Origin of the sequence: uncultured Nostoc sp. (assembly GCF_964247315.1) — a bacterium.
Classification (GTDB): Bacteria; Cyanobacteriota; Cyanobacteriia; order Cyanobacteriales; family Nostocaceae; genus Nostoc.
Window position 1 is genome coordinate 164,429 of record NZ_CAXTTT010000001.1, and the last position, 15,010, is coordinate 179,438.

Below are 15,010 nucleotides of genomic sequence, written 5' to 3' on the forward strand. Positions count from 1 at the left end.
GTTGCAACTCCAGCCAATTGTCCAACGGTGGTATTAGTTGTCTCTTGGACAGTAGCTTTAACGCCTTTTGCGATTTCAGCAGTAGCAGTATTAGTAGTTATAGTTACACTTTGTACTGTTTTAGTAACTTCAGTTTTTGTGCCTGTTGTTATTGTAGATATTAAGTTAGCTGAAGCAGGTGTGATATCAGAAGATACTCCAAGCAAGCTAATGGCAATAACTAAAGCGTTAGTAGAAAGTTGCTTATTCATTGATAACTCCAGGTAAAATCTTGATGTTTGTTTCGCTTCTCATGCTAAGTAGTCTGAGTAGCACATGTAACTAGCGAATTTACTAGTTTTATTAATTGAATTTAAAGTGGTGAAATGACGGCTATTTTTCTTCATTTTCATGAAGAGTTAACAGGCTCAATATTTTTGTTACCAGTATTAACACTTTTTATAAATTAATCTAAAAAAAATATATGTAATCTTGCCATAAATCACTTAGAACACTTAGTCAAATAAAGCTTGACGGATGAGCAACGGTGGCAATACTATTTTGAGATCGGCTATGACGAGGAATTAGCAAAGCATAAGTGAGAAATTGAGTGTTTCTGCGGATATCAGTATTGTCAGCCATTAGAAGTTTATGCTGTTAAAAGGTTGCTATCTCAACACAACCAATGCGTCATTGATTTTGGGGGTGGTGATTTTGTGTATGAAGAGGCTCCTCTTATAAAACTGGTCGAGTCCAAAGTATTGCTCAAAGCAACTTTACATAAAGTCAGTTTCAATTTCCGAAACCAGCCTGACAGAAGTTGTAGAAAGAGGTTACGTTAAGTGTTAATCACAAGCCGCACCCCAGCCGCGATGGTAAAAGAAATAGCAATTTGCACGCGTGGACTGACTAAGCAATTTGACCGACACGTTGCTGTCAATGATGTGGATTTAGAAATCCAGGCGGGCGAAGTATATGGATTGATTGGGCCGAATGGCGCGGGTAAAACAACTCTCATCCGAATGTTGGCAACTGCTGAGGAAGCAACTACGGGTGAGATTTATATTAATGGCGATCGCCTACTCCGTGACAAGAGTAATCCCAAACTTAAGCGTCATCTAGGCTACTTACCCGATGACTACCCGCTATATGAGGATTTGACAGTCTGGGATTACCTAGATTATTTTGCGCGTCTCTATCGCTTGCGAGAACCGCGCCGCACTCAACGCCTACATGAAGTTTTAGAACTCATCCAACTTGGAAATAAACGTAATAGTCAGATTTCTACTCTGTCGCGGGGGATGAAACAGCGCTTAAGTTTAGCGCGAACCATTATCCACGAACCAATTTTACTACTACTAGATGAGCCTGTTTCTGGGCTTGACCCCATCGCCAGGATGCACTTTCGTGAAATCATCAAGGCTTTGCAAGAAGCTGGGATGACTGTAATCATTTCCTCCCACGTTCTCAGCGATTTAGCGGAACTGTGCACTTCTGTGGGAATTATGGAACTTGGCTTTTTGGTAGAAAGTACATCCCTACAACACCTTTATCAACGTCTAGCCCATCAGCAAATTGTGATATCAACTCTGGGGAACCTAGAGGCACTTTTAATGGAACTAAAACATCATCCTTTAGTACAAGAGTGGGAGCTGATATCAGGAAAAAACAGCGTGCGGGTGAATTTTTCGGGCAAAGATGAAGATAGTGCTGAGTTATTGCGATCGCTCATCAAAGTAGGCATTCCCCTGACTGATTTTCACTGCACACAAGAAGATTTAGAAAGTATTTTCTTGAAATTAGGTCACAAACAAGCATCTTGATACGTCAATAAATATCACTCCCCATTTTGAAGAATTTTTTGCTATGATGCCAAATTTGATAGACAAAATCGGCGATTGGAATCCGCAACTTTTGCGGGAACTCAAAGGACGGCTTAAATTTTTTAATGTTGCGATCGCATTTGCAACTTCCCTACTACTGCAATTAGTAGTTTTTTTATATCAGTTCCGCGAATCTCCTGGTGATAGATACTCGCTAACTGCTACATACTGTAATCTGCGTCAAGTATATCAACAGCAACAAAACCGAATCTACCAGCAATCAGATCAATCTATAATTGCTGAATTCAATAATTTCCTCTCAAATAATTTTTGTCCACAAAATGAAATTAATTGGCAGTTGTGGTGGCGAGACCATTGGGAATATATATTCCTCTCTTTTACTGTAATTTTTGGATTTACACTATTAGTTGCAGGAACTTATTTACTAATCAACGATTTAGCCAAAGAAGAAACTCGCGGTACACTGAATTTTATCCGTCTTAGTCCCCAGTCAGAAACAAGTATATTGACTGGTAAGTTGCTAGGAGTTCCAAGTTTAATTTATCTGACTGTTTTAGTAGCAGTTCCTTTACATTTGTGGGCCGGACTTTCTGCCAAAATTGCCTTTAGCTACATTTTGAGTTATTACGCAATTCTTATTGCTAGCTGTATTTTCTTCTATAGCGCCGCACTACTATTTGGCTTAGTTAGTCGCTGGTTGAGTGGTTTTCAACCTTGGTTAGGTAGTGGTGCAGTTTTCCTTTTTTTGTTGATAACGTTTCAGATAACATCATCAGATCATTCAGGCGCTTGGTATAATTCAACGGCTTGGTTGAGGCTGTTTGCTTCTTGGGATGTAACAAATTATCTATTTCCTAACTTATTCCATCTAGACAATGGTTCTACCTTGAAAAACTTGCAGTTTTTCTATTTACCATTAGGAACAAGTGTTGTTAGTGTTGTTTGCTTACATTTATTGAACTTTCAATTGTGTATTTACGGTATTTTGCAAGCTCTTAAACGTTGCTTCCGTAATCCTCAAGCCTCAATAATCAGCAAGAAGCAAAGTTATTTATTAGTAGCTTTTTACCAGTTGATGATTTGGGGATTTGCTTTACAAAATGGGAATAATAATGACACATGGGATGAACAGGTTGGGAAAAATTTCGTTTTGCTGGCAGTATACAACTTTGTGTTGATTTTAAGTTTAATTGCAGTTCTTTCCCCTCATCGTCAAGATGTACAAGATTGGGCAAGATATCGACATCAGGGAGTTTCTAACCATAAGAGTGTTTGGCAGGATCTAATTTGGTCTGAAAAAAGCCCTGCACTTGTGGCGATCGCTATTAATTTGACAATTGCTGCTATCCCCTGGTTAGTTTGGCTTTTACTTACATCTGTTGTTGACGCAAACAATGGCCGAACTGAGATTGTTAACGAGATTGACAGATTTAAAGTACTTTTAACTATAGCTTTGTCCATCAGCTTAATGATGATTTACGCTACCATTGCCCAATTGATACTTTTGCTGAAAACTCCTAAGCGTTCTTTCTGGGCAATTGGGACTTTAGGTGCTGCGATGTTCTTACCACCGATGATTCTAGAAACTATCGGTATCTCGTCGTGGAAACATTCTACTGTATGGATGTTTACACCTTTTCCTTGGGCAGCTATAGAACCCGCTGGGGTGACAACAGTTTTTATGGCACTCTTAGCTGATTTGAGTGTTTTAGCGTTGTTAAACTTTCAGTTGACAAGGCAAGTGAGGTTAGCAGGCGAATCTGCCACGAAAGCATTGTTGGCAAGACGTTAGGTAAGTAGTTATCGATAAAGTTATAACCCCGATTTCTTTGAAAAATCGGGGTTATTGTTTTTCATGAATGATTTAAGACTGCTATATTATCTATTATTTGCCTGCATCGACTATTAAATTTTTAATCGGCACAAGGATCGTAACAATCTGAGAATCATGTTAAATATCCCTACTCAAGACCTACGCCACACAGCTATCCAGTTTTTAGAACAAAGTCCCCTACAGCGTCTACAAACTCTTAAGCAACTGGGTATAGCTCGTTATGAGTTTTTAACTAAAATCCAACTAAATGAAGCAAACATCATTTGTATGATGCGGTTTTTTAAATATCCGAGTCAGCTAAAGTTTCCTAATCTTATAGGAGCAGATTTATCTGGTTTAATTTTAGATGGAGTAAACTTCATCCGAGGAAATTTGTCAGGAGCAAATCTACAAGGTAGTAGTTTAGTGAATGCAGACCTCTTATTTATAAATTTTACGAAAACTGATTTGAGAAATGCAGATTTACGAGGTGCAACTCTGAACGAGACTATTTGGTTAGAAACTTTAGTAGATAACTGTCAGCTTGGTGTAGGTACTGGTTTAAATCATCTACAACGTCAAGATTTACAATTACGTGGAGCTAAATTTAATTATTGAAAAGTTGGTACTTAAAACATATAAAATTATGAAATTAAAATTCTATTGGATAAGTTAATGAGTATTAAGTTGCCCCAAAAATTGATGTTGCTGGGTTCGGGAGAACTAGGCAAAGAATTTGCGATCGCGGCTCAACGTCTTGGTAATTATGTGATTGCTGTTGACCGTTACGCTAATGCTCCGGCGATGCAGGTTGCTGATGCTTCTGAAGTTATTTCTATGCTCAGTGCTGATGATTTAGAAGCTGTAGTGAAAAAACATCAGCCAGATATTATTATACCAGAAATTGAAGCAATCAGAACAGAAAAACTTCTAGAATTTGAACAGCGAGGAATTACAGTTATTCCAACTGCGGCTGCTACTAACTATACAATGAATCGTGACAGAATTCGAGAACTAGCACATCAAGAATTGGGCATCAGAACAGCTAAATATGGTTATGCAACAACTTTAGAAGAATTGATTGCAGTTTCGGATAAAATTGGCTTTCCCAATGTTGTTAAACCTGTGATGTCATCATCAGGGAAAGGTCAGTCTGTAGTTCAGGATAAGACTGAGGTTGAGAAAGCTTGGAATTATGCGATCGCTAATTCTAGAGGAGACAGTCAAAAGGTTATTGTAGAAGAATTTATTAACTTTGAAATTGAGATAACTTTACTGACAATTAAACAGTGGAATACACCGACAATTTTCTGCTCTCCCATTGGTCATCGCCAAGAAAGAGGCGATTATCAAGAATCGTGGCAACCCGCAGAAATTTCTGAAGATAAAATATTAAAATCCCAAGAAATAGCCATAAAAGTTACTGATGCTTTAGGAGGAGCCGGAATTTTTGGCGTTGAATTTTTCATTACTAAAGATGAAGTGATTTTTTCAGAGCTTTCTCCTAGACCTCACGATACGGGAATGGTGACATTAATCTCACAAAATCTTAACGAATTTGAACTACATTTAAGAGCTATTTTAGGCTTGCCAATTCCTCATATAGAACAGCTAGGAGCCTCAGCTAGTGCAGTAATTTTAGCTTCAGAAAAATCTGATTCTATTGCTTTTAGTGGTGTAGCCGATGCTTTGTCGGAAAAAGATGTAGATATTAAATTATTTGGTAAACCTAATGCTCATCCATATCGGCGAATGGGAGTAGCTTTGGCGAAGGGTATTAATGTCGAAGAGGCTAGGGAAAAGGCTACGAAAGCAGCCAATCAAATCACAATTATCTAATCCAATTATGTGGTTTATATTAAATATAAAACCACTGTAGCAGTAAGGTATGTTATCGCCGAGAGTACGGCATCATTTCAGACTTCCGGTGGGTTACGCCTTCCGTAACCCACCCTACACCTATATCAATTACTTAACCTTAAAAGGGCGGTTATAAAACCTTAATTTTTCCTTAGTCCGCCTCCACGAACTTGGTTTGTGTAGCCCCTTACTAAGCTAGTAAATAAAGCGTCCTTGCTCAACTACTTTTTGCATCAATTCATAAAAAGAACTATAGCGACATGCACCTGGCAGTTTACTACCAAAGTGCCATGCTTCTAACTCTTCATCATCAAAAACTACATCAGGAATTAGCAAAAAAATATCACCATCACTACTTTCACTACTGATTTCTAATGCGTTTTGTAAATATTCAGTTCTTAGATTAATACAATCTTGCTCACCGCCATAAACGAAATATGAATCATCTGGCACAGTGGGTCTTTTCTCGGTATATGTTGGTGCCCAACCATCAATCCAGTCCTGATTTCTGGTCGCAAACCACTCTAATTCATCTGTTGACCAAAGCTTCATCTCTGTCCAGTCTGCATTTCGCCAACCGTTAGAAACTTTCAGAAATTCTCGGTAGGACGGTGGAAATTTGATGCCTAAACGCGTCTCAGCACTGATAATGTGTTCTTCTGTTGCTTCTGGATAGCCAAGCCAACCGGATTCACGGAGTTCGGGTGTGAGTTTAGGTTGTATGGTTGTACCATCTCTTCTTAGCTTGCCACTCTCTTTCACATCGTATTCAATGAGCTTCAAACTTAATTCTTTGAGAAGGTTCTCCCAATCAAATTGAGCCATGTATTTTGATGTAAAAGCTATGTTATTCAAGCATTATACCTTTCATTTTTGTTTAAGTCCCGTTAGGCGAATCAACCGCAGCAACTGGCGGCTGATTCAAATAATCGTAAACTAATCGGGAAACTTGACGGATAAAGTCTCTCCCTCTTGTGTCCTTATAAGGACGGGTGACGAAGATAGCCGCCAGGTAACGCTTACCATTGGGCATAGTTACAAATCCCGCATCACCGATGAGAAACCCGATATCTCCAGTTTTGTTGGCGATAACTGCACCTTTCCCCAAACCTGCGGGAAGCAGTGTGTGAATTGTGGTGTGACGCAGAATATCTAAGGCTTGCTCCCGACTTTGTAAAGAAACTAGCTTGTTATTCACAACTAAAGCCAGCACCCGCGCCATATCTTGAGAACTTGTGGTGTTGGTTCCTCTCAAGTCAGCCAAAAGATGCCGAATCACTGTGTCTTTCAGTCCCCAACTACGGAAGCGCTGATTTAGTTTCGCTACTCCACCTAAGCGATCGATAATCATGTTGGTGGCGGTATTATCGCTAATGGTAATCATCTTAGTGATGGTTTCCAAAGCTGTGTACTTCTTCCCAACTCGCTCATATTGCATACTTCCAGAACCATTGGTAACTAAGTCACGCCGCATAGTCAGGTTTTCCTGAAGGGTGACTTTACCTGCATCTAAATCTTGAAAAAAAGCAATGAGTATTGGCAGTTTGATTGTACTAGCAGCCGGGAAAACGCGATCGCCTCCAACATCCAAATAATCTCCAGTATCCAAATCCAGAAAAAACATTCCTGTTTTCAGAAAACTGTAGCGACTCATCAAGGCTTTAATTTGAGGTTCCAGCGCTTTCATCGGTGAATGCATCGGAACCACGCCAGCAAAGAGAGTACTATTATCATTCACTCTTGGAGCAATACTCGGAGTTATCTCTAAATATTGCGGCTGGGTTGCAGTCAGTGGTATTGGCTTGGGTAACTGCACAGACCAATGATTAGGGGATTGTTCTTGCAATTGCACCTGTGCTAAGTCGAAGGTGTAACCGGGTGCTAAAGTAACTACCATGCGGGTAGTCTCTGCATTCAACTGCTCAATGCGAATGTGTTTAATTATTAACCCTACTCTTTGACTAGTCTGTGGATATCCTAGTGTAACTCCAGATAAGTCAATTACCAGACGAGTCGGGTTCGTAAGTAGTTGTACTTTCGGTTGAACGTTCTCATCTGTTGTGAAGTCCAGATGATTGCGATTGCTATCAAAATGCCAATTTGCGATCGCACCATTAGCTTTGACAGTGGAGCCAAACAGGATCAAGCTTAAAAAACTGGGTAGAAGCCAGCTGAATTTTACAATATTTTCTTTGTGTGTGAGTAGCATCAGCGATCGCTTTGTGTGTGAGGAAGATTCTTAAAAACAAAAACCGCCCACCATTAAAGCACAATTATGAAAAATTTTGTAAATTGCGGTGAAAAGGCACGGTAAACAACCAACCGAATCGATTTTGAGCGTGGCATAATCTACCGCATCCACGCACGAATGCGTCTGCGTATCGCGGCTGATGACTGTTTCTCCGGCGTGAGCCGCAATGCCACAATTGTGTCACTGAAGGCTTTTATTGCGAAATCCACAGTAGATATTCGACAGGAATAACACAGAAAAGTGAGTGTTATCCTGACATAACATTGACATCAGAATGACATATCTAAAAAATATATAATCAACTATAGTTTTAAGAAGTCACCAGAATTTATGTTTTGTAACAGGGCTGCTCACAAATTTAATATTACTTAATTTGGTGTTAACCAAGCAAGTGCTATTGCAGAATTTTTGATTGCATAAAATATCTCAAATCAGTTCTGACCTAATTAGGTAACTAACTCAAAAATTAATGTGAGGTGAAAGTGAAAGTTTTTAACATATATCAAATTAGTCTAGCTTCAATATTGTTAGCTACACCCTTATATATTTTACCTCTGAGAATACTTGCTCAAACTCCAAATCCCCAACAGCCAGCAGTTATTATTAATAGTGGCTCCACAAATACCTGCAAATATAGAATTCGCGTCTTGCCATCTGGAAAAGCAACTTATACTGTTTGCAACAGAAAAGGTGAAGGTGAAATAAAATTAGGCACAGCTACGAAGTTTTTCAATGATATTTCAGCAGCTAAACTATTGTCAAATTTACCATATAAACCCTGTGTAAAACCTGTTTCGTTCGCTACGTCAACTCAAGTCAGGTATCAAGGGCAAATATCTCAAGATATTAGCTGTCCAAGTAATGATTCCAGAGTGACAAATCTGTATGATGATGCTAAAACCATTCAACAGGAATTGAACTTTTCAACTTCCAAAAATTAACTGTCTACGTTTGACTTGTAATCTTAATTAAAATCCCCGATTATATGGAGCCGCGCCTACTCCTCAAACCAAACAATCAAATTCGATTTCACCTGTGCGGCTTCCAGTTTACTCCCCTACTTACAAGCAGCTACAAACACAACCTCTGGTAACTTAATCGCTTTAATCGTTCGGGGTGTTTCTTTCAAATAAGCGATCGCTCCCGGTATATGATCCCAACAGTACTAGACTATACATTAGACTTATTGCAAAAGTCGGAAAAAGGGGAAGGGGAAAGATTTTGTATTTTCCCCTTTCCCTTTAACATGAGTTCCTTTTCCCACCTCTTGCAAAAAGCACTTTTGCAAGAGGTTTATTGGATTTGGAGATTGAGACGGTTTGGCTATAATTTTCACTTCAAGTGAAGAGATTAAATTTAAACACTCTTGCTTCTCCAGCACTTTCTTCTACTCCCGCTTAAAGAGCTCGCCTTAACAGATAACTTTCTAAACCGAATCATATTGAGAGTTACTCAGATTGTTGGGGTAGCTACCAGCTTCACTGTTAACGCTATCCGCTTACTAAGCTTTTTGCATACACTGTTCCTGTAATCACCTTGATTGATGGACTTCACAATCCTAAATCTACGGCAATACGGTGGGCGCAAGCAAACCCAGAAAAAGCGACTGCATTCAAACCTTGACCCGGAAAGGTACTATCCCCTACACAATAAAGTCCTGAAATAGCTGTGCGATTAAACGGCATGTTCAATAACCCCCACAACTTGCGCCGGGGAATTGGCCCATAAGTGCCATCCTCACGACCCAAAAAGCGGCGATGAGTGCGCGGTGTCCCTACTTCTAAATAATCCAATCCGGCATCTAAACCTGGAAAAATCTTTTCTAGGCGGTCAATAATTCGCCAAGCTGCCTCTTCTTTCTTCGCTTCGTACTCACCCGGAGAAAGTTCTTGCCAATCCTCAATCCAATGAGGCGTGAAGGCATGAATGATCTGATATCCATTTGGTGCTAAATCTGGGTCAAGCAATGTGGGAATCGAAACAAACACTGTGCCTTCTGCTGCTGTCATCTTTTCCCAGTCTTCCAGCAAAATATGGTGACACTCTGTCCCCACAGGTAAAACTGACTCCTTTACTCCTATATGCAAACTCAAGAAGCTTGGAGATTTTTGATAGGCTTGTTGCCATTTTTTCTCATTATGCGGCATTTGTTCTGCTGGTAGTAATTGTGTAAATGTATCCCAGCGTGTAGCGTTAGAAACTATGCGTTTACCCCGATATACTTTACCATTAGCCAGTTGTACAGCTACCGCTTTTCCTTGTTCTGTGAGAATTTTTGTGACTCTAGCTTGGTACTGAATCTTACCTCCAGCCTTCTCTAGACCTTCTACCAGTTTTTGGGCAATTTGTCCCACCCCGCCTTTAGGATAGTTAACTCCACCATAATGCCTGTCAGAAAAAACCATCCCAGCATTAATCATTGGTGTCATATCCGATGGAACCACCGACCAGCAATAACATTCCATATCGATAAACTTCAATAATTGCGGGTCTTTGATGTAACGCCGCGCCACATCTCCGGCATTTTGGGGCAGATACTTGGCTAAACCGAGACACGCCAAAGGATGCTGGAAAAATACGCGCAGTAGATACCGAGGTTCTTCTAGCGACAGCAAATCCATGCTGTTGAGGCACTTGAATACTTTTTGGCATTCGTCATAAAAGCGACGAATCCCTTGTTCTTCTTGGCGAAAATGAGCAGTAAGATTTTGCAAAAATTTTTCATAAACCAGGTCAACCTTCAGGTCTAAACCTTGGGGTAGATGATAGTGAATCTGTACCGGATCTGCGATCGCTTCTTGGCTGACATTTACAGCTGATAATGCACGGGTGAGTAAGTTAGTAGTACCGTTCTGTCCCAGCCCAAAAATCATTGATGCCCCAACATCGAATCGATAGCCTTGGCGTTCAAAATAACCAGCACTACCACCTGCAATCAAATAACGTTCCAGTACCAGCACTTTCGCCCCCTTCGCCGCTAACTGGGTAGCTGTTACTAATCCGCCAATCCCAGACCCAATTACGATTGCGTCATTTGTCATTTGTCATTTGTCCTTTGTCATTTGTATTGAGCGTATCGCTAAAGCGAAAGCTCCGCTAACGCGTAGCGTCTCGTAGAGAAGTATTTGTCCTTTGTCTAGAGTTAATCAATCTGCATTTAATTTAACTAATGACCAATGACCAATGACCAATGACCAATGACCAATGACCAATGACTAATCAAAAAAAAGAGGGACGAGCCTGCTACTGCTGACTAATCCCGTCTGCCGATCCTTAAAAGAGAGGAGAACACTGTATAAGAATATAACCTTGATTGAGAATTAATGTCAACTACTAATGAAAAACTTATCAATAAAATTGAGATTGTTAATTTTAAGCTGTCAGCCGGATGCAGGAAAGAGTATTATGGTGTTTCAGTTGTTATACAATAAAAAGGCGCCTATTTCTGGCTATGACGCTACAATTGCGCGTTTATGTTCCACCCCACCCCCTGATCGAGCACTGGCTAGCAGTAGCCCGTGATGCAGGCACGCCTTCAGTATTATTCCGCAGTGCGATGACTGAGTTGGGAAGATGGCTGACTTATGAAGCTGCACGAGACTGGTTGCCGACTCAAGAAACAGCAGTACAGAGTCCCTTAGATATCTGTCCAGCAACGGTGATCGATCCGCGAGTGCCTATGGCAGTAGTGCCAATTCTGCGCGCTGGGCTAGGATTACTAGAGGGAGCGCAGACTTTACTGCCTTTAGCATCGATTTACCACCTTGGCTTGGCACGAGACGAAGAGACACTGCAACCTCATTGTTATCTGAACAAGTTACCAGAAAAATTTGACCCCCAAACACGAGTGTTAGTTACCGATCCAATGTTGGCAACCGGAGGGTCAATTATGGCAGCAATGGCAGAATTGACACAACGGGGTGCCGATCCAACTCTGACGCGGATTGTTTGTGTAGTGGCGGCTCCACCAGCTTTGCAAAAATTGAGTGAAGCTTATCCAGGTTTAATAATTTACACCGCTACAATTGACGAAAAACTGGACAGCAAGGGATATATTGTACCGGGATTAGGAGATGCAGGCGATCGCATTTTTGGGACTTAAGCTAGTATGCAGCTAGGGCAGGAAAATAGCATAACTACTGTAAAAGTTGCAAGGTTTGTTGAAGGCGGTAAAAATATGAGTCAGCGAGATGGTTTTGGCAGTGGTTTTGTAGCAGGGGCGTTTGTTGGTGGCATATTTGGCGGTGTTATCGGGGCACTGATTGCTTCTCGGCGCGATCCAGAATTGCTAATAGAAGAGGAGACAGAACTGACAGATAGCCAAGTCGAAGCTAAGAAAATAGCAGCAAAGCGGCGTCAGATGAAAGCCTCAGAAAGTGAGAGCAACGGTATAGAAACGGCCAGGCGATCGCTAGAAGATAAAATTGCCCAGCTAAATGCCACAATTGATGAAGTGCGAAATCAACTGGGAAAAGTGAATAGTAGTTCACCCCAGCCAAGCAATGACCGCTCTCTCACTAAAGACTCCTGAAGTTTGTTCAGGCGTGGTGAAAGTGTCAAGTGTGGTAAACGTGAAATCCGCAAACACTTTTGACTTTGGACTAAATTAAAATTATAAAGATAAGACCGCGTTTGACACCTAGTAGGAAACAAAGCTATCCATGAGTTTACTGATTACGACACTAATTACCTTTGTCACCTTTTATAGCTATTTGCTAATTATCCGGGTTTTGCTAACCTGGTTCCCGACAATCAACTGGTATAACCAGCCATTTGCCGCTTTAGCCCAGATAACCGATCCTTATCTAAATCTATTCCGCTCAATTATTCCCCCACTAGGCGGTATGGATTTTTCGCCGATCTTAGCTTTCTTAGCACTCAATGTAGTTAGTGGGCTTCTGAGTGCCATTCCATCTAACCTGCCTTTATAGCCTTTATAGAAAGATTTTGATTACTATCTTGGTAAAGAATTGTGTAGAGACGTTAAGTATACAAGCGTCTCTACAATTTTTTACGAATTACGAATTACCTACGCACTTGACCGCTAAACCCGGCAGCCTTGAACTGTTTTAGCTTCAACGGAGTAGGCTGATTCGCAGGTACAGAAATTCTCAATTCAAAATCGCTAATACCTGGTGGTACCTCGGTAATAGAGCCTAAGCGAGTGCGGTTTTGCATCACTGAGTCATTATTAGCATCATAAATACGTCCAAAAATATCTGCGTCGTAGACTGTTTTATTAGTACCATTTTCTGCTTTGCCAATGACAAGAAAACAATTGGCAGCAGCGCTACCACTACTGATAACAGCGCCTTGTGCTAGTTCTGATGGACAATCTTTATAAGAGACATCAAATAGTTTAATCTGTGTTAGGGCTACAGCTGGGGGAACAATCACCCACGATAGAAAAGTAATGAGACATGAAATAAAAACGACCGTGAGCGAACGCAACCGCATAAAAGACCCCGTGATTTAATTCAATAATTATTAACTGATAACCTCAGCTTACAACATACCCCTACTCTCTATTCTCTATTTCCGTGATTAATTCGTTACTGCAAATACCTGCTCCACTATCAATTCCCAATCAGGTACTATATCTGATGCAATGGTCGCCGTACCCTTCAAGACCGTATCTTCATATTGTCCCTCGACCCACTTGCAAACAGTGATTTGTTTTAACTCAGGATCGACAATCCAGTATTCAGTAATGCCTCTAAGTAGGTCGGTGTAAATATTTATCGTTGCGATGAGGCAGGAGGCAGGAGAGAAGAGGGTTTAAGCCTATTTAATTTTTCTTAACATAGTTTGGTTTTCCCACATCGTTTTACTTAGCTGCGTATTCCGTGCGTTTGTAACGGTAATCGCGGCTGCGGTTCTCGGTTCCGGGACTGACGACTTCAACCACCAGCGCAGGCGGGGGCATATCGCGGGTAATCAGATTGCGAGGACTGCCAATCAAAGCTGCTTTCGACTCTTCCGTATGCACCACCATATCGGGTAGGCGACAGGTTGCTCGCCGCCCACTAATTTCAACATCAATGTCCTTGTAAGCCAGCAAGGTCATAGGAAAACGCTTTGCCAACTTGAATAATAGAGATTTGGCAAGATCACAATTTTCCTGGCTCTGAGTTGGCATTTTTATGAGCTCTCCATCCACTAATTCATAACGGGTATCGGTGCGATCGTCATAAGCCAGAAATTCCTCAAAAGTCAGGAGTTATGTGGAATGCTGAGTTTGAGTCATGGCAATTTTCCTAACTAGGTTATAAATAGGTCAACACTAGAAAATACTAAGCCGATGCCAACAACTCAGGAGACAGGAGACAAAATCAAGTTTTTATCCGAATATTAGGCATCTTATATTTAATTATGTTTATATTTAACTACAGGGTGATTGGAGACTTGAATTTAACATTTGTAATAATTAGGAGAATAAGCCCTCAATTGCTATGAAATTATGACTCCAGATGAGATTGAAGTAGCTATGTTCGCAGCCTTTAATGATTGTGATGCAGCAAGCTGTCCTCTCACTGACACGCAGAAACAGATATTACTGCAAGTGGTCGAGCAAATTCAGGGAAATTCTACCTCTGGGATATCAAATATTGCTAATCCTTTAGATGAACTTACCCCAGAAGAGTTAGAAGTATTTTTACAATTTGTTAAGGATGAAGAACAACGCAACCGCACTTGGAAAGTGCAATTACTCAACGACTGGTTGTTGGAAAAGGATTCTGGAACGGTACAGTTTATTCGCCAACGCTATGGTTTACAGTGGTTGAATCGTGTTGAATCATATCATTTTGATAAGTATTCTTATTTTGAGGATGCACTGAAGTTAAAAGTAGGCGATCGCATTGAAGTTTCCAATGCACTATGGGAATGGGTGCAGGAGGATGGGCCTTGTAAGCGGGAATGGTTTCCCTGTATGGTGATTAAGGTCGAGGAAATTAGCGATGTCTACGACGGGCTACGCCTACGTGATGATTCCTCTACTAATTGCGTCGTCCGCTTCTTTAACGGCGCAGAATATGAAATTCAAGGAATGTATGAATGGAATCGCTACAATTGGCGCTGGACTCAGAAGTAGTGAGGAGTGAGGAGTGAGGAGTAAATCTCATTGAGTCTTTGAACTCCATTAATGAGTCTTTGATACTCGTGAATGAGTCTTTGAACTCCATTAATGAGTCTTTGATACTCGTGAATGAGTCTTTGAACTCCATTAATGAGTCTTTGATACTCGTGAATGAGTCTTTGAAC

17 protein-coding genes and 1 pseudogene are annotated in these 15,010 nt (G+C 40.7%); 9 read left to right on the plus strand and 9 right to left on the minus strand.

Going from position 1 to position 15,010, the window contains the following annotated elements; genetic code table 11:
• Together ACFE93_RS00865 and ACFE93_RS00870 are read right to left on the minus strand one after the other, a co-directional pair.
• Window positions 1-251: hypothetical protein (locus ACFE93_RS00865; protein ID WP_375471576.1), on the minus strand; the 251-nt coding region annotated here is incomplete at its 3' end.
• Between the two features lie 247 nt (window positions 252-498).
• Window positions 499-621, minus strand: a complete 123-nt coding sequence (locus tag ACFE93_RS00870) for a hypothetical protein (protein WP_375471577.1) — start codon at window positions 619-621, stop codon at window positions 499-501.
• A gap of 230 nt (window positions 622-851) precedes the next feature.
• Here ACFE93_RS00870 and ACFE93_RS00875 point away from each other — a divergent pair, with 230 nt between their 5' ends.
• The 4 genes from ACFE93_RS00875 to purT all read left to right on the plus strand — a co-directional run bounded on the left by ACFE93_RS00875 (window position 852) and on the right by purT (window position 5,475).
• Window positions 852-1,802 (plus strand): ABC transporter ATP-binding protein, encoded by a 951-nt coding sequence (locus ACFE93_RS00875; protein WP_375471596.1) that lies wholly within the window; start codon window positions 852-854, stop codon window positions 1,800-1,802.
• Between the two features lie 43 nt (window positions 1,803-1,845).
• Window positions 1,846-3,615 carry an ABC transporter permease subunit gene (locus ACFE93_RS00880; protein ID WP_375471578.1) on the plus strand — a complete coding sequence of 590 codons (1,770 nt, stop codon included), beginning with the start codon at window positions 1,846-1,848 and terminating at the stop codon, window positions 3,613-3,615.
• Between the two features lie 156 nt (window positions 3,616-3,771).
• Window positions 3,772-4,254 (plus strand): pentapeptide repeat-containing protein, encoded by a 483-nt coding sequence (locus ACFE93_RS00885; protein WP_375471579.1) that lies wholly within the window; start codon window positions 3,772-3,774, stop codon window positions 4,252-4,254.
• Between the two features lie 57 nt (window positions 4,255-4,311).
• On the plus strand, window positions 4,312-5,475 hold the full coding sequence (purT, locus tag ACFE93_RS00890) for a formate-dependent phosphoribosylglycinamide formyltransferase (protein WP_375471580.1): 1,164 nt from the start codon (window positions 4,312-4,314) through the stop codon (window positions 5,473-5,475).
• Window positions 5,476-5,691: 216 nt separating this feature from the next.
• Here purT and ACFE93_RS00895 read toward each other — a convergent pair whose 3' ends face one another.
• Window positions 5,692-6,321 (minus strand): SMI1/KNR4 family protein, encoded by a 630-nt coding sequence (locus ACFE93_RS00895; RefSeq protein WP_375471581.1) that lies wholly within the window; start codon window positions 6,319-6,321, stop codon window positions 5,692-5,694.
• Window positions 6,322-6,373: 52 nt separating this feature from the next.
• Window positions 6,374-7,705, minus strand: a complete 1,332-nt coding sequence (locus tag ACFE93_RS00900; RefSeq protein ID WP_375471582.1) for a serine hydrolase — start codon at window positions 7,703-7,705, stop codon at window positions 6,374-6,376.
• 524 nt (window positions 7,706-8,229) lie between these two features.
• Here ACFE93_RS00900 and ACFE93_RS00905 point away from each other — a divergent pair.
• Window positions 8,230-8,688: a hypothetical protein gene (locus ACFE93_RS00905; RefSeq protein WP_375471583.1), complete on the plus strand. Its 459-nt coding sequence runs from the start codon at window positions 8,230-8,232 to the stop codon at window positions 8,686-8,688.
• 609 nt (window positions 8,689-9,297) lie between these two features.
• Here ACFE93_RS00905 and crtH read toward each other — a convergent pair.
• Window positions 9,298-10,788, minus strand: a complete 1,491-nt coding sequence (gene crtH / locus ACFE93_RS00910; RefSeq protein ID WP_375471584.1) for a carotenoid isomerase — start codon at window positions 10,786-10,788, stop codon at window positions 9,298-9,300.
• Window positions 10,789-11,198: 410 nt separating this feature from the next.
• Here crtH and upp point away from each other — a divergent pair, with 410 nt between their 5' ends.
• From upp to ACFE93_RS00925, 3 genes are all read left to right on the plus strand, one after another.
• Entirely contained in the window at window positions 11,199-11,849 is a 651-nt protein-coding gene (gene upp / locus ACFE93_RS00915; protein WP_375471585.1) for a uracil phosphoribosyltransferase, read from the plus strand.
• Window positions 11,850-11,924: 75 nt separating this feature from the next.
• Window positions 11,925-12,278, plus strand: a complete 354-nt coding sequence (locus ACFE93_RS00920; protein ID WP_375471597.1) for a hypothetical protein — start codon at window positions 11,925-11,927, stop codon at window positions 12,276-12,278.
• Window positions 12,279-12,408: 130 nt separating this feature from the next.
• Window positions 12,409-12,678 (plus strand): YggT family protein, encoded by a 270-nt coding sequence (locus ACFE93_RS00925; protein WP_322731295.1) that lies wholly within the window; start codon window positions 12,409-12,411, stop codon window positions 12,676-12,678.
• A gap of 94 nt (window positions 12,679-12,772) precedes the next feature.
• Here the strand turns inward: ACFE93_RS00925 and ACFE93_RS00930 are convergent, their stop codons facing one another.
• From ACFE93_RS00930 to ACFE93_RS00940, 3 genes are all read right to left on the minus strand, one after another.
• Entirely contained in the window at window positions 12,773-13,204 is a 432-nt protein-coding gene (locus ACFE93_RS00930) for a biotin carboxylase (RefSeq protein ID WP_375471586.1), read from the minus strand.
• Window positions 13,205-13,291: 87 nt separating this feature from the next.
• Window positions 13,292-13,498 (minus strand): Uma2 family endonuclease, encoded by a 207-nt coding sequence (locus ACFE93_RS00935; RefSeq protein ID WP_375471598.1) that lies wholly within the window; start codon window positions 13,496-13,498, stop codon window positions 13,292-13,294.
• A 76-nt stretch (window positions 13,499-13,574) separates the two neighbouring features.
• Window positions 13,575-13,907, minus strand: a complete 333-nt coding sequence (locus tag ACFE93_RS00940) for a Uma2 family endonuclease (RefSeq protein WP_375471587.1) — start codon at window positions 13,905-13,907, stop codon at window positions 13,575-13,577.
• Window positions 13,908-14,207: 300 nt separating this feature from the next.
• Between ACFE93_RS00940 and ACFE93_RS00945 the strand changes: the two genes are divergently transcribed.
• Window positions 14,208-14,840 (plus strand): hypothetical protein, encoded by a 633-nt coding sequence (locus ACFE93_RS00945; protein ID WP_375471588.1) that lies wholly within the window; start codon window positions 14,208-14,210, stop codon window positions 14,838-14,840.
• On the opposite strand, the pseudogene ACFE93_RS00950 reads toward ACFE93_RS00945, so the two are convergent.
• A pseudogene (locus ACFE93_RS00950) lies at window positions 14,831-15,010 on the minus strand (hypothetical protein); the annotation flags it as partial. The gene ACFE93_RS00945 and the pseudogene ACFE93_RS00950 overlap by 10 nt on opposite strands.

Excerpts from the sequence above, each read along its gene's own strand:
- ACFE93_RS00870 (WP_375471577.1), bottom strand. The coding sequence starts at position 621 with ATGGCTGACAATACTGATATCCGCAGAAACACTCAATTTCTCACTTAT.
- ACFE93_RS00875 (WP_375471596.1), top strand. The coding sequence starts at position 852 with ATGGTAAAAGAAATAGCAATTTGCACGCGTGGACTGACTAAGCAATTT.
- ACFE93_RS00880 (WP_375471578.1), top strand. The coding sequence starts at position 1,846 with ATGATGCCAAATTTGATAGACAAAATCGGCGATTGGAATCCGCAACTT.
- ACFE93_RS00885 (WP_375471579.1), top strand. The coding sequence starts at position 3,772 with ATGTTAAATATCCCTACTCAAGACCTACGCCACACAGCTATCCAGTTT.
- purT (WP_375471580.1), top strand. The coding sequence starts at position 4,312 with ATGAGTATTAAGTTGCCCCAAAAATTGATGTTGCTGGGTTCGGGAGAA.
- ACFE93_RS00895 (WP_375471581.1), bottom strand. The coding sequence starts at position 6,321 with ATGGCTCAATTTGATTGGGAGAACCTTCTCAAAGAATTAAGTTTGAAG.
- ACFE93_RS00900 (WP_375471582.1), bottom strand. The coding sequence starts at position 7,705 with ATGCTACTCACACACAAAGAAAATATTGTAAAATTCAGCTGGCTTCTA.
- crtH (WP_375471584.1), bottom strand. The coding sequence starts at position 10,788 with ATGACAAATGACGCAATCGTAATTGGGTCTGGGATTGGCGGATTAGTA.
- upp (WP_375471585.1), top strand. The coding sequence starts at position 11,199 with ATGACGCTACAATTGCGCGTTTATGTTCCACCCCACCCCCTGATCGAG.
- ACFE93_RS00920 (WP_375471597.1), top strand. The coding sequence starts at position 11,925 with ATGAGTCAGCGAGATGGTTTTGGCAGTGGTTTTGTAGCAGGGGCGTTT.
- ACFE93_RS00925 (WP_322731295.1), top strand. The coding sequence starts at position 12,409 with ATGAGTTTACTGATTACGACACTAATTACCTTTGTCACCTTTTATAGC.
- ACFE93_RS00930 (WP_375471586.1), bottom strand. The coding sequence starts at position 13,204 with ATGCGGTTGCGTTCGCTCACGGTCGTTTTTATTTCATGTCTCATTACT.
- ACFE93_RS00945 (WP_375471588.1), top strand. The coding sequence starts at position 14,208 with ATGACTCCAGATGAGATTGAAGTAGCTATGTTCGCAGCCTTTAATGAT.